Origin of the sequence: Delftia sp. K82 (assembly GCF_002193035.1) — a bacterium.
In the GTDB taxonomy this organism is placed as follows: Bacteria; Pseudomonadota; Gammaproteobacteria; order Burkholderiales; family Burkholderiaceae_C; genus Comamonas; species Comamonas acidovorans.
The window spans coordinates 1-23,906 of sequence record NZ_MYFL01000004.1 but is presented as its reverse complement, the minus strand read 5'-3'; the positions used below and the strand labels follow the sequence as shown (position 1 = coordinate 23,906).

The following is a 23,906-nucleotide window of genomic DNA, read 5'->3' as shown; positions in this document are numbered from 1 at the left end:
CACGCTCCCGCGTCTTGATGGCATGCAGACCTCCTCCGCCCCTGACGATCCCCTGGCGCTGTTCGAGCGCCACCGCCCGCGCCTGTTCGGCCTGGCCTACCGCATGCTGGGCCAGCGCGCCGATGCCGAAGACCTGGTCCAGGAAGCCTGGCTGCGCTGGCATGGCGCCGAGCGCGCCGGCATAGAGCAGCCCGAGGCCTGGCTGGTCTCCGTGACCACGCGCCTGGCCATAGACCGGCTGCGCCGCCTGCGCGCCGAGCGCGAGCACTACCAGGGCTTCTGGCTGCCCGAGCCCCTGGTCCAGCCCTGGGCCGAGGAGGCCGCACCCTCGGCCGAAGACCTGCTGGAGCGGGCCCACGACGTGTCCACGGCCCTGATGTTCGTGCTGGAGCAGCTCACCCCCGACGAACGTGCGGCCTTCCTGCTGCGCGAGATCTTCGATGCCGACTATGCCGAGCTGGCCCAGGCCCTGGGCCGCAGCGAGGCCGCCTGCCGCCAGCTGGTGCACCGCGCGCGCAGCCATGTGCAGGCCGGCCGCCCGCGCTTTGCCGCGCCGCCCGAGGCCCATGCCGCGCTGCTGCAGCGCTTTGCGCAGGCCGTGCAGGGGGGAAACTTCGCGCAGATCCAGGCGCTGTTCGCGCCCGATGCCGAACTCATCAGCGACGGCGGCGGCAAGGTGCCCTCGTTCGGCCGCGTGCTGGAGACGGGCCGGCGCCTGGCCCTGCTGTACTTCGCCACCACGCGCCGCATGCGGCGCAACGGCCAGCAACAGAGCCTGCATCTGGCGCGCGTCAACGGCCTGCCAGGCCTGCTGCGCTGCATCGACGGCGAACTGGAGTCCGTGCAGACGCTGCTGGTCGAGGACGGCCTGATCCGCTGCATCTACACGCTGCGCAACCCCGACAAGCTGGCCGGCGTGGCCGTGCCGGCGCCATTGCCGTTCCCGGCAGGCCCTGCAGCGTAGTCAGAGGGTCAGATGAACTGAAGATCGCGGGGCGTGACGCCCTCGAACACGCGCTGCAGCTGGGCCGGGCTCAATCCATACATGCGCTGGAACAGGCCGCCCAGCACGGCGCGGTACTCGTTGAGCACGGGATGGTCGCGGTTCTGGAACAGGTTTTTCTGGTTGACCTCGACCTGCTCGCCCACGATGCGACCGCCCGCATGCGAGGACAGCCCGCCGCCCAGCAGCCAGTAGGTCGTGCCGTGGCCGTGGTCCGTGCCCTTGTTGCCGTTCTCGCGGAAGGTGCGGCCGAACTCGCTGATCACCACCACCACCGTATGCCGCCAGGCCTCGGGGCCGATCTCCTGGGCAAAGCCGGCCAGGCCCCGGCCCAGCTCGTCCAGCCGCCCGGCCAGCGCACCCGTGGCGCCGCCCTGGGCCACATGCGTGTCCCAGCCTCCTACATCGACAAAGCCCAGGTCGAAGCGCTCGCGCATCAGGGCCGCCATGCGCTGCGCCACCAGGGCAAAGCCGCGTGCGCTGATGGCATTGCGCCCGGCCTGGTCCATTTCCTCCTGCACGCTGCGCTGCACGGCATCGCGCACCGCAAAGCCCTCCTGCACGGCCGGGCCCAGGGCAGTGCCCGCGTACATGGCGGCAATGGCCTGGCTGCGGCGATCGTCCAGGCCGCCCTTGCCCACGGATGCCAGCGCCATGTTGGCGGCCGGCAGGCTGCCGCGCAGCAGCAGTGGAAGCTGGGGCGTGAAGGCCATGGGCGATACCGCCGTGCGGCCATCCTGTCCCAGCACCTGGGCCAGCCGGTTCAAAAAGCCCGACTGGTAGCTGCGGCGCCCGTCCAGGCCCTGGCCGAGCTCGATGGAGTCCTGCGTCTCGAAATGGCTGCGCGACAGGTCGTGCGTGCCCGCAAAGGGCACAAAGCAGGCCTGGCCTGCCTGGAACAGCGGGTGGATGCTGTCCTGCAGCACCGGGTGCAGGCCCCAGCGGTCGTCCAGCGCCAGGGCGCCCCGGGCCTCGCCGGGCCGGGCAATGGCGATGCTGGGGCGGGCCTCGTAGTAGAAGTCGCTGTGCGTGGGCACGAGCAGATTGCTGCTGTCATAGGCGCCGCGCAGGAACACCAGCAGCAGGCGCGGCGTGGCTGGCCGGGGCGTGGCGGCCTGCAGCCGGCCCAGGTGGGCGGCAAAGGGCAGTGTGGAAGCCAGGGACAGAACGTGGCGTCGCTGCATGGACAGTCTCCCGGGGGTCAGCGGAACATCATTTCGGGGGCGGACAGGAAGTAGGTATTCCAGTCCGCCGGATTGCGGGCCTGGGCCAGTGCCGCCTGCGTGGCCTGGCTCCACTGCGGCAGGCGCTGGCGCACGCTGGCCAATTCCGACAGCGTGGGGTAGGGCGGCTTCTCCAGCGCGTCTGCGGGGTCGGCGCGGAACAGCACGGCGCTGCGCGTGGCGATCTGGCGCGCCACCTCGAAGCGCGCCGCCATCTGGCCCGAGCTGGCCCAGTCGGACTGCATCTGCGGATAGCCGTCCGGCGTCTCGTGCGCATAGAGGTTCTGCCCCAGCCGGTTGACCCAGCCCAGCACCGGCGCCACGTCGGCCGCCACGCGCTGGTCCACCGACAGCCGCGTGGCGGCCAGCACGTAGTGCAGCGGATCGCGGAACTTGCGGCCGAAGCGGGCGGCCTCCGGATCGGTCAGCAGCGCCGCCACGGTGGCCGCGATATCGCCCCGGCTGCGCGTGAAGGCCTGGGCCGTGCGCTGCACCAGGGCGGGCGGCGGATCGTCGGCAATGAAGAACACCGCCAGCTTGCGCGCGATGAACTGCGCCGTGGCCGGCGAGGCGACGATGCGGTCCAGCGCCTCCTGGACCTCGGCCATGCCGCGTGCGTGCATGGGCTGGCCCAGGAAGGTCTTGGGGCCGTAGTCGTGCCGGTTGGGGTTGAACTCGAAAAAGCCCGAGCGCAGGTAGTCGCCCTGGCGCTCGGCGCGCATGCGCGGCGGCGGCGTGCCGGCCGGCTGCAGGCTGATGCCCACGCCGGTCAGGATGCGCGCCATCTCCTGCACATCGGCCTGGGTGTAGCCGCTGCCCACGCCCATGGTGTGCAGCTCCAGCAGCTCGCGCGCGTAGTTCTCGTTGATGCGGCCTGCCGCATTGCTGGCGTTGTCCAGGTAGCGCAGCATGGCCGGGTGGCGCAGCGAGGCTTCCAGCAGGCTGCGAAAGCTGCCCAGCGCATGCGGGCGTATGGCCTGCTCCTCGTAGTCGCCCACCCAGGCGCGGATATCGGCCTTGCGCAGGCTGACGCTGAAATGGTTCATCCAGAACCAGGTCATCTGTTCCTGCAACTGCGCCGGCGAGTACAGCGCACGGATCACGAAGCGCTTCTGGGCATCGTTGCCCAACTGGTTCAGCGTGCGCTGGTAGGTCTGCTGCAGCGTGGCCTTTTCATCGGCCGATGCCGCCTCCTGCACGGCCTTGCGCTGGGTCTCCAGCTCCAGCAGCACCTCGTTCATGGGGCGCTGGCTGATGCCCAGCTGGTCAATCCGCTGCTGTGCCTGCGGCGGCAGCGGCCGGGGGCCGGGCTGCAACTGCCGGGCCAGCCAGGCTTTGAGGCCCAGGCGCTGCAGCTGTGCATCCTCGCTGTCGGTGGCGCCCCAGGTCACGCGGTCCAGCCATTGCTGGCGCTGCGCGGCGGTGAGGGGCGCATCGGGCAGGGCATGGAGTGCAGGCGTTGCGGAGGAGGGCGGCGCCTGCAGGGGCGCACAGCCCGTGGCCAGGGTGACGGCGCAGAACGTGAGAGCGATGGCGAACGGCGATGTGCGGCGCATGGTGTCTCGGTGGGTAGGTGGCATCCATTGGACGCCAGCATCCTCCACCCATGTGCTTCGCCCCGTAAAGCGCCGGTAGCAAAAAGTAAAAGGCAAAAAAAAGCGGAGTGTGAAGCACTCCGCTTTTTCTGAGGAACCCGGCCTTACTTGCTTGCCCGGCTTGCGCACTCCGCGCAGTGTCCGTACAGGGCCATCGAATGGTCCTGGATCACCCAGCCCTTGGCCTTGGCGATCAGGTTCTGGCGCTTTTCGATATCGGGATCGTAGAACTCCTCGACCTTGCCGCAGCTGGTGCACACGAAGTGGTCGTGGTGCTGGCCTTCATTGAGTTCGTAGACGGCCTTGCCGCTCTCGAAATTGCTGCGGATGAGGATGCCGGCCTGCTCGAACTGCGTGAGCACGCGGTAGACCGTAGCCAAGCCGATGTCCGAGCGTTCGTCCAGCAGCACGCGGAACACGTCTTCGGCCGTCATGTGGCGTTGCGCACCCGTCTGGAAGATCTCCAGGATCTTCAGGCGGGGAAGCGTGGCCTTCAGGCCGGTACTCTTGAGTTCGTCGATGTTCTTCATGTCTGGGTCTTTGGCAGAGACTGCCCGCTGGACTGCCACCATGGCAGGCGCGGGGCGGCGAACAAAATGGCCCTGGTGCCAGGGGCGTCGCATGATCGCAAGCCCTCGGGACCAGCCGCTACAATGATCCACGATCATATCCCTATGCTGATACCAATGCATGTTCAAGCCCGTTGCCGCACGAGTGCGGCCCTGATGCTGTCGATCGGGGTGGCGCTGGCAGGCTGCAGCAGCCTCGACGGCGCCGCGCACCGAGTCGCCAATGTCGTCACTCCCTACAAGGTCGAGGTCGTCCAAGGCAACTTCGTCTCCCGTGAACAGGTCGAGGCCCTGCAGCCCGGCATGAGCCGCCAGCAGGTGCGCGACATTCTCGGCACGCCGCTGGTCACCAGCGTATTCCACGCCGACCGCTGGGAATATGTGTTCACCATCAAGCGCCCCGGCGTCGATTCTCAGGTGCGCAAGCTGACCGTCTTCTTCAACGGCGACCTGTTTGCCCGCTCCGAAGGCGACGAGATGCCCACCGAGGCCGAATTCGTCGCCAGCCTGGGCTCCAAGAAGAAGCTGGGCAAGATTCCTCAGCTGGAAGCCAGCGAGGAGCAGCTGTCCAAGTTCCCGGCCGCCAAGCCTGTGCAAGAGCCCGTGGCTGCCGAGCCGCCGCCCACAGCGGCCAGCTACCCGCCACTGGAATCCGGCGCCCGTTGATATCGCCGCCCGCGCGCCGCAAGGCATGCGGGCGTTTTTCCGTGGATGGCGGCCGCCGCGGCGCCTGTCTGGCGCCCCTGTTGCCTGCTGTCCATGCATTGAGCTTGTGCATCCCTTTCCCGACATGAACGCCACGACTGCCACTTCCTCCAGCAACAACCAGCGCCTGCGTGTGGCCGTGGCCGGCGCCTCCGGCCGCATGGGCCGCATGCTGATCGAGGCCATCGCGCAAAGCGATGACCTTGCGCTGGCCGCCGCGCTGGACCGCGCCGACAGCCCTTCGCTGGGCACCGATCCCTCGGCCTTCCTGGGCCAGCCCAGCGGCATCGTCATCGAAAGCGATGTGCGCGCCGCGCTGTCCAAGGCCGATTGCCTGATCGACTTCACGCGCCCCGAAGGCACGATGGACCACCTGGCCATCTGCGCCGAGCTGGGCGTCAAGCTGGTCATCGGCACCACGGGCTTCAGCGACGAGCAAAAGGCCCGCATCGCCGAGTACGCCCAGCGCACGGCCGTGGTGCTGTCGCCCAACATGAGCGTGGGCGTGAACGTCACCTTCAAGCTGCTGGAGATGGCGGCCAAGGCGCTGTCCAGCGGCTATGACATCGAAATCGTCGAGGCCCACCACCGCCACAAGGTCGATGCCCCCTCGGGCACGGCCCTCAAGATGGGCGAGGTCATCGCCGAAGCCCAGGGCACGAAGCTGGCCGACCGCGCCGTCTACGAGCGCTTCGGCCACACCGGCGCGCGCGAGGACAACACCATCGGCTTTGCCACCGTGCGCGGTGGCGACATCATCGGCGACCACACGGTGCTGTTCGCGGGCACGGGCGAGCGCATCGAGATCTCGCACAAGTCCAGCAGCCGTGCCGGCTATGCCCAGGGCAGCCTGCGTGCCGCGCGCTTCCTGGCGGGCAAGACCAGCGGCCAGTACGACATGTACGCCGTATTGGGCCTGTGAAGAGGCTCGCAGCACGGGCAAGGTAAAACCATGAGCGGTCCACTCTGGCTCTGGTGGCAGCAAGGCGATGCCGTCGCGCGCGGCACGGCGCTGCTGCTGCTGGCGCTGTCGGTGGCCAGCTGGGTGGTCATCGTCTGGAAGATCTGGTTCATGGCCGCCAGCCGCCGCCGCGTTCCACAGGCCATTGCGGCCTTCTGGAGTGCGCCGGACCTGGCCACGGGCCAGGCCCGCATGGCCGAGGGCGATCGCCAGCAACTGGTGGCGCCCATGGCCTGGGCCGTGTCCCAGGCCCTCGCGCCCACGGGCAGCAGCGGCATGGCGCTCTCGGGGCGCGCAGCGCGCTCCGTGCGCCTCACGCGTGGCCTGCGTCAGGCGCTGCAGTCGGCCAGCCACCAGCTTCAATGGGGCCAGACCCTGCTGGCCACCGTGGGCGCCACGGCGCCCTTCGTCGGCCTGCTGGGCACCGTCTGGGGCATTCACCACGCGCTAGCCACGTTGGCAGGCAGCGGGCAGATCGGCATCGAACAACTGGCCGGCCCGGTGGGCGAGGCCCTGGTGATGACGGCGGCCGGACTGGCCGTGGCCCTGCCGGCCGTGCTGGCCTACAACCTGCTGGGCAGGGCTGCGGCCCAGATGGAGGCCTTGCTGGAAGGCTTTGCCCATGACCTGCAGGCCATGTTCGGCACCCTGCCGGCGGAGCAGGCGCCGCACGATGACGGCATGGCCGTCGCCGGCCTGCCTGCCGGCCCCATGGAAGCGCCCTGACGGGGCGGCTCGCCAGGAGCGCACATGGCCTTTGGACGACTGAGCGGCAAGGAAAGCTCCTCCCAGCCCATGCACGCCATCAACGTCACCCCGCTGGTGGATGTGATGCTGGTGCTCGTCGTCATCTTCATCCTCGCGGCACCCATGCTGGCCGCCTCGCTGCGCGTGCAATTGCCCCAGGCCCAGGGCACCCAGCCCATGGCCGCCGCGGGCGAGGACGATGCGCTGCTGCTGGAGGTCGATGCGAAGGGCGCGCTCTGGATGCAGGGCCAGCCCGCCACGGCGGATGCGCTGCGTGAGCGCCTCGCTCAGCTCGGCGCGCGCAACCCCCAGGCAGAACTGCAACTGCGTGCCGACCAGGCCGTGCCCTATGGCCGCGTGGCCGAACTCATGGGCTGGGCCCACGCGGCAGGGCTGACGCGCATAGGCTTCGTGGCCGAGCCGGCGCGAAACCAGGATGGAAAACCCGCAGCCGTCCTGGGTCCCACCGGCGCCGGGCGCTGAAGCGATCAGGCGCTCAAGCGCCGCCGGGCCTGCGCCCGCGAACCTAATCCTGTCCTTCGGGCCAGCGCTCGTTGCCCGCCAGCCGCAGATGCTGGCCATGGTCCGAGGAGCGCTGGTACAGACTGAGCCCGAACAGCGGCAGCATGCCGATCAGGTGATCGAAGATCGCGCCCTGTATGGCCTCGTACTCCACCCAGACCGTGGTGCTGGTGTAGCAAAACAGCTCCAGCGGCACCCCCATGGGAGAAGGCTCCATGGTGCGCACCAGCAGGAACATGTTCGGTGTCTTGTGGATGTGCGGATGGCGCAGCAGGTAGGCGTATGCATAGGCCTTGAACGCGGCCAGATTGCTCAGGTGCTGCGCTGCCATCTCGCTGCCCGCCGGCGCATCGGCCATGCGCAGGCCGCCATCACTGCTCCAATAGTCCTTGAGGGGCTCGAGCAATGACAATTTCTGCCGCTGCTCTGCCGTCAGCAGGCGGATGGTGTGGGCGTCTATGTGCAGCGAGCGGCGGATGCGGCGCCCGCCCGACTCGAACATGCCGCGCCAGTTCTTGTAGCTGTCGCTCATCAGCCGCCAAGTCGGAATGGTGGTGATGGTCTTGTCCCAGTTCTGCACCTTGACCGTGTGCAGCGCGATGTCGATCACGAAGCCGTCGGCGCCGACCTGGGGCATCTCGATCCAGTCGCCCACGCGCAGCATGTCGTTGGAGCCCAGCTGCACGCCGGCCACGAAGGACATGATGGTGTCCTTGAAGATCAGCATCAGCACGGCCGAGGCCGCGCCCAGGCCGGACAGCAGCAGCAGCGGCGAGCGGTCCACCAGGGTGGCGACGATGAGCACGATGGCAATCAGGAACACCAGCAGCTTGCCCAGCTGCACATAGCTCTTGATCGAGTGCGCCTGCGTGGCCTTGCGCTCTTCCTTGAGGTCGTGCGCCTCGTTCATGGCATTGAGCAGGGCGCTGATCACGCGGGCCACGTGGTAGATGGTGCAGGCGATGGCCAGGTTCAGGATCAGGGTGGCCCACTGCGGCTGCAGCTGCGGTATGGCCTGCACGCCGGACTGCATGACCAGCGAAGGCACGGCCTTGGCCAGCCGCTGCAGCACGCTGTCGTGCAGCAGCACCTGGGCCCACTCCATCTCCACCAGCGTGCTGCGCATGCGCGGCAGCACGCGCAACAGCAGCCATTGCACGACAAAACCCGCGGAGCGGGCCAGCAGCACCAGCGCGCACAGCGCAGCCAGGGCCTGCATGACGGGATCCCAGCCGGAAATCAAAGACCAGTTCAGCAAGAGAAAACTCCAGGGCGCGGAAAAACCTGCCGCGCGATAGCGGCATGCCCGGGATGTCCGTATCCGTTCCTGCGCAAGTCCGGGCTGGCGATGGCGGAACGTCTGCGGCGCACTGCCACAGAGGGTGCCAAGCATACGCAGCGCGGCTTTTCCCCGCGCGGCGGCCGGGCAACCGGGTGCCGATGGCGCAGTACCGCCTGCGGGCTTGTGGGCTGCTTGCGGCACCGGCGGGCCGGGGCCCTAAAATCGTCGGTTGATTCCGGCCATCCGGCTCGTCCGGCCACCTTGTCCGGCCCTTGGGGCCGCAGCACCATGCAAGAGAAATACAACCACATCGACGTTGAGCGCGCAGCGCAAGACCACTGGTCCGCCCGCGACGCCTACCGCGTGACCGAAGACCAGGCCAAGCCCAAGTTCTACGCCTGCTCCATGCTGCCCTACCCCAGCGGCAAGCTGCACATGGGCCATGTGCGCAACTACACCATCAACGACATGCTGACGCGCCAGCTGCGCATGAAGGGCTACAACGTCCTCATGCCCATGGGCTGGGACGCCTTCGGCCTGCCGGCCGAGAACGCTGCGCTCAAGAACAAGGTGCCGCCCGCGCAGTGGACCTACGACAACATCGCCTACATGAAAAAGCAGATGCAGGCGATGGGGCTCGCCATCGACTGGAGCCGCGAGATCGCCACCTGCGACCCCGACTACTACAAGTGGAATCAGTGGCTGTTCCTGAAGATGCTGGAAAAGGGCATTGCCTACCGCAAGACCCAGGTCGTGAACTGGGACCCGGTGGACCAGACCGTGCTGGCCAACGAGCAGGTCATCGACGGCCGCGGCTGGCGCACGGGTGCGCCGGTCGAAAAGCGCGAAATCCCCGGCTACTACCTGAAGATCACCGACTACGCCCAGGAGCTGCTGGACCATGTCCAGGTGGGCGGCGACAAGGCCACGCTGACCGGCTGGCCTGAAAAAGTCCGCCTGATGCAGGAAAACTGGATCGGCAAGAGCTCCGGCGTGCGCTTTGCGTTCACCCACGACATCCGTGGCGCCGACGGCCAGCCCATCCAGGACGGCCGCCTGTACGTGTTCACCACGCGTGCCGACACCATCATGGGCGTGACGTTCTGCGCCGTGGCGCCCGAGCATCCGCTGGCCCTGCACGCCGCCGCCACGAGCCCCAAGCTGGCCGCTTTCATCGAAGAGTGCAAGAAGGGCGGCACCACCGAGGCCGAACTCGCGGTCAAGGAAAAGGAAGGCCTGCCCACGGGCCTGTTCGTCACGCATCCGCTGACGGGCGCCCAGGTCGAGGTCTGGGTTGGCAACTACGTGCTCATGAGCTACGGCGACGGCGCCGTCATGGGCGTGCCCGCACATGACGAGCGTGACTTCGCCTTTGCGAAGAAGTACGGCATCGCCATCCGCCAGGTCATCGCGGCCGAAGGCGAGACCTTCAGCACCGAGGCATGGGCCGACTGGTACGGCGACAAGCAGCGCGCTGTCTGCATCGAATCCGGCGAACTCGACGGCCTGCCCCATGTGGCGGCCGTGGACAAGGTGGCCGAACTGCTGGCCGCCAAGGGCCTTGGCGAGAAGAAAACCACCTGGCGCCTGCGCGACTGGGGCGTGAGCCGCCAGCGCTACTGGGGCACGCCGATCCCCATCATCCACTGCGAGGACTGCGGCGCCCAGCCCGTGCCCGCCAAGGACCTGCCCGTGGTCCTGCCCCAGGACCTGGTTCCCGATGGCTCGGGCAACCCCCTGATCAAGAGCGAAGCCTTCCACGCCGGCGTGGTCTGCCCCTGCTGCGGCAAGAGCGCGCGCCGCGAGACCGACACTATGGACACCTTCGTGGACTCGTCCTGGTACTTCATGCGCTATTGCGACGCCAGGAACAGCGAGCAGATGGTGGCGGAAGGTGCCGAGTACTGGATGCGGGACCAGAATGCCGCCACCGGCGGCAGCGGCATGGACCAGTACATCGGCGGCATCGAGCACGCCATCCTGCACCTGCTGTACGCGCGCTTCTGGACCAAGGTCATGCGTGACCTGGGCCTGGTCAAGGTCGATGAGCCCTTCACCAAGCTGCTGACCCAGGGCATGGTGCTCAACCACATCTACAGCCGCCGCACGGCCAAGGGTGCCAAGGAGTACTTCTGGCCCAAGGATGTCGAGCATGTGTTCGACGAGACCGGCAAGATCGTGGGCGCCAAGCTCAAGGCCGAGGTGGACAGCGCCGATGGCCTGCTGCCCGTGGGCACGGACATCGACTACGAGGGCGTGGGCACCATGTCCAAGTCCAAGAACAACGGCATCGATCCGCAGGAGCTGATCGAGAAGTACGGCGCCGACACCGCGCGCCTGTACACCATGTTCACCGCGCCGCCCGAGCTGACGCTGGAGTGGAACGATGCCGCCGTCGAAGGCAGCTACCGCTTCCTGCGCCGCGTCTACAACTTCGGCGCCAAACTGTCGCAGATGGACATGGCCGGTGCCGTGCAAAGCGTGGCCGGCGCCAAGTCGCTGGACGACGTGGAGTTCGGCAAGGCCGCCAAGTCCCTGCGCCTGGAGATCCACACCGTGCTCAAGCAGGTGGAATACGACTACCAGCGCATGCAGTACAACACCGTGGTCTCGGGCGCCATGAAGATGATCAACGCGCTGGAGGACTTCAAGTCCTTCGACGACGCGGGCGCCCAGGTGGCGCTGATCGAAGGCTTCGGCATCCTGCTGCGCGTGCTCTACCCGGCCACGCCCCACCTGGCCCATGCGCTGTGGAGCGAGCTGGGCTACGCCGCCCACCTGGGCGACGTGCTGGATGCGCCCTGGCCCCAGGTCGATCCGCAGGCACTGGTGCAGGACGAGATCTCTCTGGTGCTGCAGGTCAACGGCAAGCTGCGCGGGGCCATCCTGGTGTCCTCGACGGCCGACAAGGCCGAGATCGAGCGCACCGCCCTGGCCAACGAGGAATGCCAGAAGTTCACCAACGGTGCCGTGCCCAAGAAGGTGATCGTGGTGCCTGGCCGCCTGGTCAACGTCGTGGTCTAGGCCATGGCATGCCCCCTGAGGCGCTGCGCGCCTTCCCCCTCTCGCTTCGCGGGGGGGACGACACCCTCGCTGCGGGGCGGCCCTTGCTCGGTGTCCCTCGCTTTGGGCGCGACCGTTGCAAGGGCTGTGAGTGGCGCAAGCGCCTTGGAGAACTGATATGCAAAAACGTACCCTGCTCACCGCCCTGGCCCTGGCTCCGCTGCTGGGGGCCTGCGGCTTTCGCCTGCGGGGGGTGCCGACCTTCGTGTTCCGCTCTCTCTACATCCAGGCGGGCCGGGGCTCTCCGGTAGCGCGGGAGCTGTCGCGCAATCTGGCCAGTGCCAGCGACAAGCTGACCGTGCTGCGCGATCCGGCATCGCCCGACGATGCCGAAGCAATCTTCCAGATCGTCAGCGAGCGGCAGGAGCGGGTCATCGTCGGCATGAACGCCCTGGGCCAGGTGCGCGAGTTGCAGCTGCGCCTGCGCGTGCGCTTCAAGCTGCGCACGCCCAATGGCGACGAGCCGATTCCCGAGACCGAAATCCTGCAGCAGCGCGATGTGACGTACAACGAAACCAACGCGCTGTCCAAGGAAGCCGAGGAAGCCATGCTCTACAAGGACATGCGCACCGACATCGTGCAGCAGTTGCTGCGCCGCCTGGCCGCCGTCAAGAGCCTGACCTGAGTTCCATGCAGCTTGCCCTGAACCAGCTCGGCGGCCATCTGGCCAAGGGCCTGCGCTCGCTCTATGTGCTGCACGGCGACGAGCCGCTGCAGCAGCAGGAGGCGGCCGATGCCATCCGCGCCGCGGCGCGCGCGGCCGGCTATACCGAGCGCAGTAGCTATACCGTCGCCGGCGCGCATTTCGACTGGAGCGCCGTGCTGGCGGCCGGTGGCTCGCTGTCGCTGTTCGCCGACCGGCAGATCGTCGAGATCCGCATTCCCTCGGGCAAGCCCGGCAAGGACGGCGGCGCCGCGCTGCAGCAGATCGCCGAGTCCGCGCGGGGCAACGACAGCACGCTCACCCTGGTCCTGCTGCCGCGCCTGGACAAGGCCACCAAGACGGGGGCCTGGTTCAGCGCGCTGGAGGCCCAGGGCATGACGCTGCAGATCGATCCCATTGAGCGCGCCCAGTTGCCGGCCTGGATTGCCCAGCGGCTGGCGGCCCAGGGCCAGCGCGTCGCACCCGGCGAGGAAGGGCAGCGCACGCTGCAGTTCTTTGCCGACCGCGTCGAAGGCAACCTGCTGGCCGCGCACCAGGAAATCCAGAAGCTGGCGCTGTTGCATCCCGAGGGTGAACTGAGCCAGGCCCAGGTCGAGCAGGCCGTGCTCAATGTGGCGCGCTACGACGTGTTCAAGCTGTCGGAGGCCGTGCTGGGCGGGCAGCTGGCGCGCGTCTCGCGCATGCTCGATGGCCTGCAGGCCGAAGGCACGGCCGAGGTGCTGGTGCACTGGACCCTGGCCGAGGACATCCGCGCCATCTGCCGCGTGAGGGACGCCATGGCCGCAGGCCAGCCCCTGCCGATGGCGCTGCGCGCCCAGCGCATCTGGGGCGTCAAGGAACGCTTGTTCGAGCGCCTGCTGCCGCGCATCACCGACGCCCAGGCCGCGCGCCTGCTGCAATCGGCCCACGCGGTGGACGGCATCGTCAAGGGCCTGGCCTTCGAAGGCTGGCCGCGCGACGGCTGGCAGGCCCTGCGCCGCCTGGCCGTGGACCTGGCCCAGGCCGGCGCCAAGGGCTGACGTACCGTTCCTAGCGCGTCTTTTCCAGCTGCGCCTGGGCCTTGGTGGCCCAGGTCTCAAGATTGTCCAGCAGGTCCTTCTGGCTGAAGGAGCAGCTTTCCTCGCTGAACAGCGCGCTGGACTCCAGTCGGTCCAACAGATTGAGCAGCACTTCGCCGTAGCGCGGCGGCAGGGCCTGCAGCAACTCCGATGAGGCCCTGGCCTGCTGTCCGAGCACGGCGGCCGACAGCTGCTGCTGTGCCAGTTGGGCGAAGCCGGCGTGCAGCTGGGCGAGCTGCTGGGCGGCGAGAAGAGTGTCGTGGCTGGTGGACATGGCGGGAAAACCTCTGCGTACTGGGCAGCAGTGTAGGGTGGCCGCGACATCCTGCCGGCCGCCGCAACGCGGGGTTTGCCCTCTGGCGGGCGTGCGCAGACGCTTCCTGGCCGCGTCGCAGCCGCATGTCGGCGCGGGGCATGCCCGGTCCCGGTGCGCAAATGGGCGCAACTCGGCGAGAATCTCGGAATGAACGCGCTCAATATCGTCGAATACACCCACAACCTGGGCGTTCAGGCCAAAGTGGCCTCCGCCCAGATGGCCCGAGCCTCGGCTGCCGTCAAAAGCCGCGCCCTGCTGGCGCTGGCGCGCCTGCTGCGGGAGAACGTGGAGCCGTTGCAGACCGACAACGCCCGTGACCTCGACCGCGCCGTGGCCAACGGCCTGTCCGCTCCCATGGTGGACCGCCTGCGCCTGACGCCCAAGGTGCTTGAAACCTGTGCCCAGGGCTGCGAACAGCTGGCATCCATGGCCGACGTGATCGGCGAGATCATCGGCATGAAGCAAATGCCCAGCGGCATCCGCGTGGGCCAGATGCGCGTGCCCATCGGCGTGTTCGGCATGATCTACGAAAGCCGCCCCAACGTGACCATCGAGGCGGCCAGCCTCAGCATCAAGAGCGGCAACGCCTGCATCCTGCGCGGCGGCTCGGAAGCCATCGACTCCAACAAGGCACTGGCCGCCCTCGTGGCCCGGGCGCTGGCCGAGGCCGGCCTGCCCGAGCACGGCGTGCAGCTGGTGCAGACCACGGACCGCGAGGCCGTGGGCCAGCTCATCTCCATGCCCGACTACGTGGACGTCATCATCCCGCGCGGCGGCAAGGGCCTGATCGAGCGCATCAGCCGCGAGGCCAAGGTGCCCGTCATCAAGCACCTGGACGGCAATTGCCACACCTATGTCGATGATCCCTGCGACATCGCCATGGCCGTCAAGGTGGCCGACAACGCCAAGACCAACAAGTACAGCCCCTGCAACGCCAGCGAGAGCCTGCTGGTGGCGCGCGGCGTGGCCGCCGAGTTCCTGCCGCAGATCGGCGCCATCTACGCCGCCAAGGGGGTCGAGATGCGCGGCTGCCCCGAATCGCTGGCCATCCTGAAGTCCGTGGCCGGTGCCCAGCTGGCCGAGGCCACCGAGCAGGACTGGAGCGAGGAATACCTGGCGCCCATCATCAGCGTCAAGATCGTCGCGGGTGTGGACGAAGCCATCGCCCACATCAACCGCTACTCCAGCCACCACACGGATGCCATCCTCACGCGCGACCACATGCATGCCCAGCGCTTTCTGCGCGAGGTGGACTCGGCCAGCGTCATGGTCAATGCCAGCACGCGCTTTGCCGATGGCTTCGAGTACGGCCTGGGCGCGGAAATCGGCATCAGCACCGACAAGTTCCATGCGCGCGGTCCTGTGGGCATCGAAGGTCTCACCTCGCTCAAATACGTGGTGCTGGGTGAAGGCGAAGTCCGCACCTGACCGGACCGTGCTGCGCGCCGGCAGGCACCCGGCCGGGACGCCCCGCGCCGGGACGCCCCGCGCCGGCACCGCAGCACCGCAATGAACCCATGAAAATCATCATTCTTGGCGCCGGCCGTGTGGGCTACAGCGTGGCCGAAAGCCTGGTGTCCGAACGCAACGACATCACGGTGATCGACACCGATGCGCGTCGCCTGCGCGAGCTGGAGTCGCGGTTCGACCTGCGCGGCGTCGTGGGCAACGGGATCGATCCCCAGGTGCTGGCCGAGGCCGGAGCCAAGGACACGGACCTGCTGATCGCCTGCGCCGCGCTCGACGAAACCAACCTGGTGTGCTGCAAGCTGGCCCAGGTGCTGTTCGAGATTCCCACCCGCATCGCGCGCGTGCGCTCCTCGGGCTTTGGCGATGACGAGACGCTGCTGGGCAAGGAAGGCTTCGGCGTGGACCGCATCATCTGCCCCGAGGAATCGCTGACCAACTACATCAGCAAGCTCATCGAGTTCCCCGAAGCCATGCAGGTGCGCGCCTTCGCGGGCGGACGCGCCGCGCTGGCCTCGGTGCGTGCGCGCGACGGCGCCCCCGCCGTCGGCAAGCACATCGGCGAGCTGCGCGACTGCATGCCCGAGCTGGCCATGCGCATCGTGGCCATCTACCGGCGTTTCCTGGAGGAGCCCGACCGCTTCGTGCGCTGCGACGGCAACACCCGCATCGAGCCCGGCGACGAGGTCTTCATCCTGGCCGCGCGCGAGCATGTGGCCGAGGTGCTGCGCGCCATCCACCAGCCCGCGGGCCGGCCTTCGCGCCCTGTCTACCGCATCATGATCGCCGGTGGCGACCAGGTCAGCCTGCGCCTGGCGCTGCAGCTGTCGCGCGTGCCGGGCCGCTTTCACATCAAGATCATCGAGCCCGACGAGCAGCGCTGCCAGGACCTGGCCTCGCTGCTGCCGGCCGAGGTGCTGGTGCTGCACGGCGATGCCACCGACGAGGACCTGCTGGCCGATGAAAGCGTGGAGGACGTGGACCTGTTCCTGGCCCTCACCGACGACGACGAAAACAACATCATGGCCAGCCTGCTGGGCAAGCGCATGGGCGCGCGCCGCGTGCTCTCGCTGATCACGCGCCGCGCCTATGCCGACCTGATGCACGGCACGCAGATCGACATTGCGCTGTCGCCGGCCCAGGCCATGCTCGGCGAGCTGCTGGCCTATGTGCGCCGCGGCGACGTGCAGGCCGTGCACAGCCTGCGCCGGGGCGTGGCCGAGGCGCTGGAGATCGTGGCGCGCGGCGACCGCAAGAGCTCGCGCGTGGTCGGCCGCAAGGTCGAGGACCTGCGCGTGCCCGAGGATGCGCACATCGGCCTCATCGTGCGCGGCATTCCCGAAGGCGTGCCGGCCGACGAGATCGCGGCCGGCGCCGAGCCCGAGGTCATCATCCCGCGCGGCAACACCGTGATCGAGAGCGGCGACCACGTGGTCTTCTTCCTGCCCCACAAGCGGCTGGTGCGGGACGTGGAAAACCTGTTCCGCGTCAGCGCCACCTTCTTCTGAGCCCATACCCATGCGCGACCTGTTCCCCGTCCTGCGCGTGCTTGGCATGCTCATGGTCATGTTCGCGCTGTCCATGCTGCTGCCCTTTGCCGTGTCCTGGTTTGCCGACGACGGCATCTGGCGCATCTACCCCTGGGCCATCGGCATCACGGCGGCGGCGGGGCTGTCGCTGTGGGTAGGCCTGGACCATTTCCGGCGCGAGCTGCAGCCGCGCCACGGCGTCATCCTCGTCACCCTGGTCTGGGTGGTGCTGCCGCTGTGCGCCATGCTGCCCCTGGTGCTGGGCCTGGGCCATGTGGGCCTGAGCATCAGCTTCACCCACGCCTATTTCGAGGCCGTCTCGGGCCTGACGACGACGGGCGCCACCGTGCTCACGGGGCTGGATGCATTGCCCGTGTCCATCAACGTCTGGCGCACTTTCCTGCAATGGCTGGGCGGCATGGGCATCCTGATCCTGGCCGTGGCCATCCTGCCGCTGCTGGGCGTGGGCGGTGCCCAGCTGTTCCGCGCCGAGGCCGCCGGCCCCATCAAGGACACCAAGCTGACGCCGCGCATGACCGAGACCGCCAAGGGCCTGTGGGGCGTCTACGGCGTGTTCTCGCTGGCCTGTGCACTGGCCTTCTGGGCCGCGGGCATGGAGCCGCTGGATGCGCTGATGCACATGTTCGCCACGGTGAGCCTGGGTGGCCTGTCCTCGCACGACGCCAGCTTCGCCTACTTCGACTCGCCGCTGATCGAGCTGATCGCCCTGGTCTTCATGCTGCTGGCCAGCTGCAACTTCGCGCTGTACTTCGTGGCCATGCGCAAGGGCCGCTGGGACGGCTTCTGGCGCGACCCCGAAATGCGCGCCACGCTGGCCGTGCTGCTGGGCGGCGGGCTCATCGTCGCGCTGCTGCTGTGGGCCAAGGGCGTGTACGGGCCTGTCGAGGCGCTGCGCTATGGCATCTTCCACGTGGTCTCGGTGGCCACGACCACGGGCTTCACCACCGTCGACTACCTGAGCTGGCCCGTCTTCGCGCCCGTGCTCATGCTGCTGCTGTCGGGCGTGGCCACCAGCGCGGGCTCCACGGGTGGCGGCATCAAGATGGTGCGCATGCTCATCCTGCTCAAGCAGGCGCGGCGCGAGCTCACGCGGCTCGTGCACCCGCGCGCCATGCAGCCCGTGCGGCTGGGCAACGGCGTGGTGGACGACCGCATGATCTTCTCGGTGCTGGCCTTCATGCTGGTCTATGGCGCCACCGTGATCACGCTCAGCATGGTGCTGCTGCTCACCGACCTGGACCCGGTGACCGCCTTTTCCGCCGTGCTGGCCAGCGTGCACTGCATGGGGCCGGGCCTGGGCGCGCTGGGGCCGAGCTCCAACTATGCTGTGCTCACCGACTTCCAGACCTGGATCTGCACCCTGGCCATGCTGCTGGGGCGCCTGGAAATCCTCAGTTTCATGGCGCTGCTTTCCCCGGCTTTCTGGCGCCGATGATGCCGAAGAGACTAGGGAAAACACTTAGACCATGGTCCAATCTCTACAATTGCCCCCCACCGCCGTACCCAGAGGGTCTTTATGGTTCCACATCTCATCACGGCCCTGACAGGCCCGATCAACGAGCTTGAGCAGCGCATCCTCGACTCCATGCCGGCGATCGAGCGCTGGTTCCGGCTCGAATGGATGGAACACACGCCGCCTTTCTATTGCTCGGTGGACATCCGCAACGCCGGCTTCAAGCTCGCGCCCGTGGATACCAACCTGTTTCCTGGCGGCTGGAACAACCTGACCGACGAAATGCTGCCGCTGGCCGTGCAGGCGGCCATGGCGGCGATCGAGAAGATCTGCCCCGAAGCGCGCAACCTGCTCATCATTCCCGAGAACCACACGCGCAACACCCATTACCTGGCCAACGTGGTGCAGCTCAAGCGCATCTTCAACATGGCCGGTCTGAACGTGCGCATCGGCTCCATCAGCCCCGATGTGAAGAAGACCACCACCGTCACCCTGCCGCATGGCGACACGGTGACGCTGGAGCCGGTGATCCGCAGCAAGCGCCGCATCGGCCTCAAGGATTTCGATCCCTGCACCATCTTGCTCAACAACGACCTGTCCTCCGGCGTGCCGGGCATCGTCGAGGAGCTGTACGAGCAATACCTGCTGCCGCCCCTGCATGCAGGCTGGAGCGTGCGCCGCAAGAGCCGCCATTTCCAGAGCTACGAGGAAGTGGCCAAGCGCTTCGGCAAGCTGCTGGGCATCGATCCCTGGCTGATCAACCCGCTGTTCGGGCGCAGCGAAGGCATCGACTTCGCCAATGGCGTGGGCATGGAAGGCCTGGCCGAGCAGGTCGATATGCTGCTGGCCAAGGTGCGCCGCAAGTACAAGGAATACGGCATCAAGGAAAAGCCGTTTGCCATCGTCAAGGCCGACAACGGCACCTATGGCATGGGCGTGATGACCGTGCGCGACGCCAAGGAACTGGCCGAGCTGCCGCGCAAGAGCCGCAACAAGATGGGCATGATCAAGGACGGGCAGACCGTGCACGACGTGATCATCCAGGAAGGCGTGCTCACCCAGGAGCGCATGAACAACGCCGTGGCCGAGCCCGTGGTCTACATGATGGACCGCTACGTGGTCGGCGGCTTCTACCGCATGCACCCCGAGCGCGATGTGGACGAAAACCTCAACGCGCCCGGTGCCGGCTTCGTGCCGCTGGCCTTCCAGCACAGCACCCAGCTGCCCCAGATCGGCGCCCGCCCGGGTGCCAGCATGCCCAATCGCTTCTACATGTACGGCGTGGTGGCCCGGGTCGCCATGCTGGCGGCCAGCTATGAGCTGGAGGCGACCAACCCCAACGCGGAAATCTACGACTGATCGGGGTGCTGTCCGATGCGCTCGTCATCAGGACAGCGGACAATGCCGGCATTTCAATTGACTGAAGCCATCTCCCCACGGGATGGCGCATAGACCTGTGCAGAAAACCAAATCTTCGTTGGCCGCGCTCACCCTGGGCGCCATCGGCGTGGTCTATGGCGATATCGGCACCAGCGTGCTGTATTCGGTCAAGGAGGTGTTCGGCTCCGGCCATGTGCCGTTCACCCAGGAGAACATCTACGGCGTCCTGTCGCTGCTGTTCTGGACGCTGACGGTCATCGTCTCGCTCAAATACGTGGTCCTGGTGCTGCGCGCCGACAACAACGGCGAAGGCGGCCTGGTCGCCATGCTGGCCCTGGCCTCGCAGACCGTCAAGGACAAGCCGCGCCTGCGCAGCGTGCTGCTGCTCATCGGCATCTTCGGCACCTCGCTGTTCTATGGCGACGGCGTGATCACGCCGGCCATCTCCGTGCTTTCGGCCGTCGAGGGCCTGGAGGTGGTGTCCCCGCACTTCACCAAGGCGGTGATCCCGCTGACCCTGGTCATCCTGTTCCTGCTGTTCTGGTTCCAGAAGCATGGCACGGCAGGGATAGGGCGCTTCTTCGGCCCCATCACCCTGGTCTGGTTCGCCACCATCGCCGCGCTGGGCATACACCAGATCGCCGGCCATCCGGAAATCCTGGCGGCCATCAGCCCGCACTTCGCGGTGCGCTTCATCTGGGACAACCCCGGCACCAGCTTCATCATCCTGGGCGCCGTCGTGCTGTGCGTGACCGGGGCGGAGGCGCTCTACGCCGACCTGGGCCACTTCGGCAAGAAGCCCATCCGCCTGGCCTGGTTCTCCGTGGCCATGCCTGCCCTCACGCTCAATTACTTCGGCCAGGGTGCGCTGCTGCTGGCCAACCCGGCCGCCGTGAAGAATCCCTTCTACATGATGGCCCCGGCCTGGGCCCTGCTGCCCCTGGTGCTGATGGCCACCATGGCCACGGTCATCGCTTCGCAGGCCCTGATCACGGGCGCCTTCAGCGTCACGCGCCAAGTCATACAGCTGGGCTATCTGCCGCGCCTGGAAGTGCGCCACACCAGCGTGCGCGAGGCCGGCCAGATCTACATGCCCCTGGTCAACTGGAGCCTGTTCGTGGCGATTGCGCTGGCCGTGGTGTTGTTCCGCTCCAGCGGCAACCTGGCGGCCGCCTACGGCATTGCGGTGACGCTGGACATGCTGATCACCACCACGCTGACCTTCTTCGTGATCCGCTACCGCTGGAACTACCCGCTGGCCCTGTGCATTGCCGCCACCGGCTTCTTCTTCCTGGTGGACCTGGCCTTCTTCTCGTCCAACCTGCTCAAGCTGTTCGATGGCGGCTGGTTCCCGCTGCTGATCGGCGGCACGGTGTTCTCGCTGATGATGACCTGGCGCAAGGGCCGCGAGCTGCTGCACCAAAAGCTGCAGGCCGATGCCATCGACCTCAAGAGCTTCCTCGAATCGGTCTGGCGCCATCCCCCGGCGCGGGTGCCGGGCACGGCCGTCTTCCTGTCCGGCGAGCCTGGCACCGTGCCCAACGCCCTGCTGCACAACCTCAAGCACAACAAGGTGCTGCACAGCCAGAACATCTTCGTCACGGTGCGCAACCACGAAATTCCCTGGGTGGGCCTGGACAAGCGTACCGAGATCGAGGCCCTGGGCAGCGACTGCTGGCAGGTCATCATCAACTACGGCTTCAAGAACGAACCCGACGTGCCGGCGGCGCTGTCTCTGCTGCGCCCCCGGGGCTGCCAGCTCGACGCCATGGAGACCAGCTACTTCTTGTCGCGCGATGTCATCATCCCGCGCATCAGCCACCGCATGGCGCCCTGGCGCGAAAAGCTGTTCGCCCAGATGCACCGCAACGCCAGCCGTGTCTCCGACTTCCTGCACCTGCCCAGCAACTCCGTGGTGGAGCTGGGCTCCAAGATCGAGCTGTAGGCGTCGCCCGCGCATCGCACGATCCGCGACTGTGGTGACAGAATCGCGCGATGCGCTTTCTCCGTGACTTGAGTCCCTCCGCCTTTGCGGCCGGCTTCGTGGCCGTGCTCGTGGGCTTCACCAGCTCGGTGGCCCTGGTCTTCCAGGCCGCCCAGGCCTTCCATGCCACACCCGAGCAGATCACCTCCTGGGTCTGGGCGCTGGGGCTGGGCATGGGCCTGTGCTCCTTGCTGCCCTCGCTGATACTGCGCATGCCCGTCATGGTCGCCTGGTCCACGCCAGGCGCTGCCGTGCTGGCCACGGCGGGGCTTGCCGGAGGCTTTTCCATGGGCGAGGCCGTCGGCGCCTTCATCATCAGCGCGGGGCTGATCATCCTGGTGGGTGCCACAGGCTGGTTCGAGCGCGTCATGAACCGCATTCCCATGGAAATCGCTGCCGCCCTCCTGGCGGGCGTACTGGCCAACTTCGGCATGCAGGCCTTTGCCGCCGCCAGGCACGCGCTGCCCCTGGTGCTGGTCATGCTGCTGACCTATCTGCTGTCGCGCCGCCTGGCACCGCGCTATGCGGTCATCGCCACGCTGGCGGTCTCCATCGCCTGGGTGGCGCTCACCGGCCAGATGCAATGGTCTGCCGTGCATGCAGGCCTTGCCTGGCCGGTCTTCACCATGCCCGAGTTCTCCGTGCCCGCCCTGGTGAGCCTGGCCTTGCCCCTGTTCGTCGTCACCATGGCCTCGCAGAACCTGCCCGGCGTGGCCGTCATCCGCGCCACGGGCTACAACCTGCCCATCTCCCGCATCATCAGCATGACCGGCATCGCCACCCTGGTGCTGGCCCCCTTTGGCGGATATGCACTCAACCTCAGCGCCATCACCGCCGCCATCTGCATGGGGCCGGAGGCCCATGAGGACAAATCACGCCGCTATACGGCGGCGGCCGTCTGCGGCCTCTTCTATATAGTCATCGGCATCTTCGGCGCCGTGGTCACAGGGCTGCTCACCGCCTTCCCCAGGGAACTGGTGGTCTGCATTGCGGGGCTGGCCCTGCTGGGCTCCATCGGCAGCGGCCTGGCCACGGCCCTGCAGGGAGAGGAGCACCGGGAGGCGGCGCTGATCACCTTCCTGGTCACGCTCAGCGGCGTGGTGATAGCCGGAGTCGGCTCGGCGTTTTGGGGCGTGGTCGCAGGCAGCCTGGCGCTATTTGTGCAACATTACCGACGTGCACGGGCCATCTGACATGCGGCCCAGGCCCGGGCACCCCCTTTTGCTTCCTATATATAGGCGAGGCACGGGCCGCCGCCTTCCGCACACAAGCCATGCAAATCCTCTTCGTTGCCGATCCGCTCGAATCGTTCCAGACCTACAAGGACACCACCTTCGCCATGATGAGGGAGGCACAGCGGCGCGGCCACTCCATCGTGGCCTGTGAACCCAGGCAGCTTTCCTGGCAGCGTGGCGGCAAGGTCGTCGCCCATGTACGGCACATCCAACTCACGGGGGATGCGCAGCAGTGGTTCGAGACAACCCAGGAGGGGCTGGCTGAACTGGCAGGCTTTGACGCCATCCTCATGCGCAAGGACCCGCCCTTCGATTCCGAATACTTCTATTCCACGCACCTGCTCGAACAGGCCGAGCGTGAAGGCGCCAAGGTCTTCAACAAGCCCAGGGCGCTGCGCGACCATCCGGAAAAGCTGGCCATCCTCGAATTCCCGCAATTCATCGGCCCCACCCTGGTCACCCGCAGTGCACAGGACATCCGTGCCTTCCATGAAGAGCACCAGGACATCATCCTCAAGCCGCTGGACGGCATGGGCGGCATGGGCATCTTCCGGGTCGGCGCCGATGGCCGCAACCTGGGCAGCATCATCGAAACCCTGAACCAGGGCGGTGCCAGCAGCGTCATGGTGCAGAAGTTCCTGCCTGAGATCACCCAGGGCGACAAGCGTGTGCTCGTCATCGGAGGCAAGCCAGTTCCCTACTGCCTGGCACGCATCCCCCAGGGCAACGAAGTGCGTGGCAACCTGGCAGCGGGCGGCAAGGGCGTGGCCCAGCCACTGAGCGAGCACGACAAGGCCATGGCCGAGGAGATCGGTCCCATCCTCATGGAGCGTGGACTGCTGCTGGCGGGCGTCGATGTCATCGGGCAATGCATCACCGAGATCAATGTGACCAGCCCCACCTGCTTCCAGGAGATCTACGACCAGACCGGCTGCGACGTGGCCAGCCTCTTCGTCGATGCCCTGGAACAGGCTCTGGCGACGGCCTGAAAAAATCCTGGCGGATGACGCCAGTCATCCGCCAGGATTGGTGCTAGAATTGCGCCCCTGCACTCGATGACATGCAAATGTCTGGAAAGTGAAGCTTCCAGGGTTTTGCAAGAACGTTAAAAAACGTGCTACAATGCAAG

Annotated in this window: 20 protein-coding genes; 15 read left to right on the top strand and 5 right to left on the bottom strand. The window is 67.2% G+C overall.

Going from position 1 to position 23,906, the window contains the following annotated elements; all coding sequences use genetic code 11:
- Positions 1–22: 22 nt before the first annotated feature.
- Entirely contained in the window at positions 23–964 is a 942-nt protein-coding gene (gene sigJ / locus KDK82_RS23515; protein ID WP_088166379.1) for an RNA polymerase sigma factor SigJ, read from the top strand.
- Between the two features lie 8 nt (positions 965–972).
- Here the strand turns inward: sigJ and KDK82_RS23510 are convergent, their stop codons facing one another.
- The 3 genes from KDK82_RS23510 to fur all read right to left on the bottom strand — a co-directional run bounded on the left by KDK82_RS23510 (position 973) and on the right by fur (position 4,351).
- Positions 973–2,187 (bottom strand): DUF1501 domain-containing protein, encoded by a 1,215-nt coding sequence (locus KDK82_RS23510; RefSeq protein ID WP_088166378.1) that lies wholly within the window; start codon positions 2,185–2,187, stop codon positions 973–975.
- Positions 2,188–2,204: 17 nt separating this feature from the next.
- Positions 2,205–3,782, bottom strand: coding sequence for a DUF1800 domain-containing protein (locus tag KDK82_RS23505; RefSeq protein ID WP_088166377.1), 1,578 nt, complete (start codon positions 3,780–3,782; stop codon positions 2,205–2,207).
- A 143-nt stretch (positions 3,783–3,925) separates the two neighbouring features.
- A complete protein-coding gene (fur, locus tag KDK82_RS23500; RefSeq protein WP_034397437.1) occupies positions 3,926–4,351 on the bottom strand; it encodes a ferric iron uptake transcriptional regulator in 426 nt (141 codons plus the stop codon).
- A gap of 156 nt (positions 4,352–4,507) precedes the next feature.
- Between fur and KDK82_RS23495 the strand changes: the two genes are divergently transcribed.
- The 4 genes from KDK82_RS23495 (at position 4,508) to KDK82_RS23480 (ending at position 7,286) form a co-directional block, all read left to right on the top strand.
- Positions 4,508–5,056: an outer membrane protein assembly factor BamE gene (locus KDK82_RS23495; RefSeq protein WP_088166376.1), complete on the top strand. Its 549-nt coding sequence runs from the start codon at positions 4,508–4,510 to the stop codon at positions 5,054–5,056.
- A gap of 124 nt (positions 5,057–5,180) precedes the next feature.
- Positions 5,181–6,017 carry a 4-hydroxy-tetrahydrodipicolinate reductase gene (gene dapB / locus KDK82_RS23490; RefSeq protein ID WP_088166375.1) on the top strand — a complete coding sequence of 279 codons (837 nt, stop codon included), beginning with the start codon at positions 5,181–5,183 and terminating at the stop codon, positions 6,015–6,017.
- Between the two features lie 30 nt (positions 6,018–6,047).
- A complete protein-coding gene (locus KDK82_RS23485) occupies positions 6,048–6,782 on the top strand; it encodes a MotA/TolQ/ExbB proton channel family protein (RefSeq protein WP_088166374.1) in 735 nt (244 codons plus the stop codon).
- Positions 6,783–6,806: 24 nt separating this feature from the next.
- A complete protein-coding gene (locus KDK82_RS23480; protein WP_016447209.1) occupies positions 6,807–7,286 on the top strand; it encodes a biopolymer transporter ExbD in 480 nt (159 codons plus the stop codon).
- A 43-nt stretch (positions 7,287–7,329) separates the two neighbouring features.
- Here KDK82_RS23480 and KDK82_RS23475 read toward each other — a convergent pair whose 3' ends face one another.
- On the bottom strand, positions 7,330–8,544 hold the full coding sequence (locus KDK82_RS23475) for a mechanosensitive ion channel family protein (RefSeq protein WP_016447208.1): 1,215 nt from the start codon (positions 8,542–8,544) through the stop codon (positions 7,330–7,332).
- 351 nt (positions 8,545–8,895) lie between these two features.
- Between KDK82_RS23475 and leuS the strand changes: the two genes are divergently transcribed.
- The 3 genes from leuS (at position 8,896) to holA (ending at position 13,353) form a co-directional block, all read left to right on the top strand.
- Entirely contained in the window at positions 8,896–11,631 is a 2,736-nt protein-coding gene (gene leuS / locus KDK82_RS23470; RefSeq protein WP_088166373.1) for a leucine--tRNA ligase, read from the top strand.
- A gap of 157 nt (positions 11,632–11,788) precedes the next feature.
- A complete protein-coding gene (gene lptE, locus KDK82_RS23465; RefSeq protein ID WP_012207799.1) occupies positions 11,789–12,295 on the top strand; it encodes an LPS assembly lipoprotein LptE in 507 nt (168 codons plus the stop codon).
- Between the two features lie 5 nt (positions 12,296–12,300).
- Positions 12,301–13,353: a DNA polymerase III subunit delta gene (gene holA, locus KDK82_RS23460; protein ID WP_088166372.1), complete on the top strand. Its 1,053-nt coding sequence runs from the start codon at positions 12,301–12,303 to the stop codon at positions 13,351–13,353.
- Between the two features lie 10 nt (positions 13,354–13,363).
- Here the strand turns inward: holA and KDK82_RS23455 are convergent, their stop codons facing one another.
- Positions 13,364–13,666 (bottom strand): hypothetical protein, encoded by a 303-nt coding sequence (locus tag KDK82_RS23455; protein WP_013804767.1) that lies wholly within the window; start codon positions 13,664–13,666, stop codon positions 13,364–13,366.
- A 189-nt stretch (positions 13,667–13,855) separates the two neighbouring features.
- Here KDK82_RS23455 and KDK82_RS23450 point away from each other — a divergent pair, with 189 nt between their 5' ends.
- The 7 genes from KDK82_RS23450 (at position 13,856) to gshB (ending at position 23,766) form a co-directional block, all read left to right on the top strand.
- Positions 13,856–15,136, top strand: a complete 1,281-nt coding sequence (locus tag KDK82_RS23450) for a glutamate-5-semialdehyde dehydrogenase (protein ID WP_088166371.1) — start codon at positions 13,856–13,858, stop codon at positions 15,134–15,136.
- 89 nt (positions 15,137–15,225) lie between these two features.
- Positions 15,226–16,683, top strand: a complete 1,458-nt coding sequence (gene trkA, locus KDK82_RS23445) for a Trk system potassium transporter TrkA (RefSeq protein ID WP_012207796.1) — start codon at positions 15,226–15,228, stop codon at positions 16,681–16,683.
- A 10-nt stretch (positions 16,684–16,693) separates the two neighbouring features.
- Positions 16,694–18,160, top strand: coding sequence for a TrkH family potassium uptake protein (locus tag KDK82_RS23440; protein ID WP_013804766.1), 1,467 nt, complete (start codon positions 16,694–16,696; stop codon positions 18,158–18,160).
- Positions 18,161–18,241: 81 nt separating this feature from the next.
- A complete protein-coding gene (gene gshA, locus KDK82_RS23435) occupies positions 18,242–19,537 on the top strand; it encodes a glutamate--cysteine ligase (RefSeq protein WP_088166370.1) in 1,296 nt (431 codons plus the stop codon).
- A 97-nt stretch (positions 19,538–19,634) separates the two neighbouring features.
- Positions 19,635–21,503: a potassium transporter Kup gene (locus tag KDK82_RS23430; protein WP_034397428.1), complete on the top strand. Its 1,869-nt coding sequence runs from the start codon at positions 19,635–19,637 to the stop codon at positions 21,501–21,503.
- A gap of 50 nt (positions 21,504–21,553) precedes the next feature.
- The gene (locus KDK82_RS23425; protein WP_034397426.1) at positions 21,554–22,735 is read left to right on the top strand and encodes a benzoate/H(+) symporter BenE family transporter; all 1,182 of its coding nucleotides are present in this window, start codon (positions 21,554–21,556) and stop codon (positions 22,733–22,735) included.
- Positions 22,736–22,815: 80 nt separating this feature from the next.
- On the top strand, positions 22,816–23,766 hold the full coding sequence (gene gshB, locus KDK82_RS23420) for a glutathione synthase (protein ID WP_012207791.1): 951 nt from the start codon (positions 22,816–22,818) through the stop codon (positions 23,764–23,766).
- Positions 23,767–23,906: the final 140 nt, after the last annotated feature.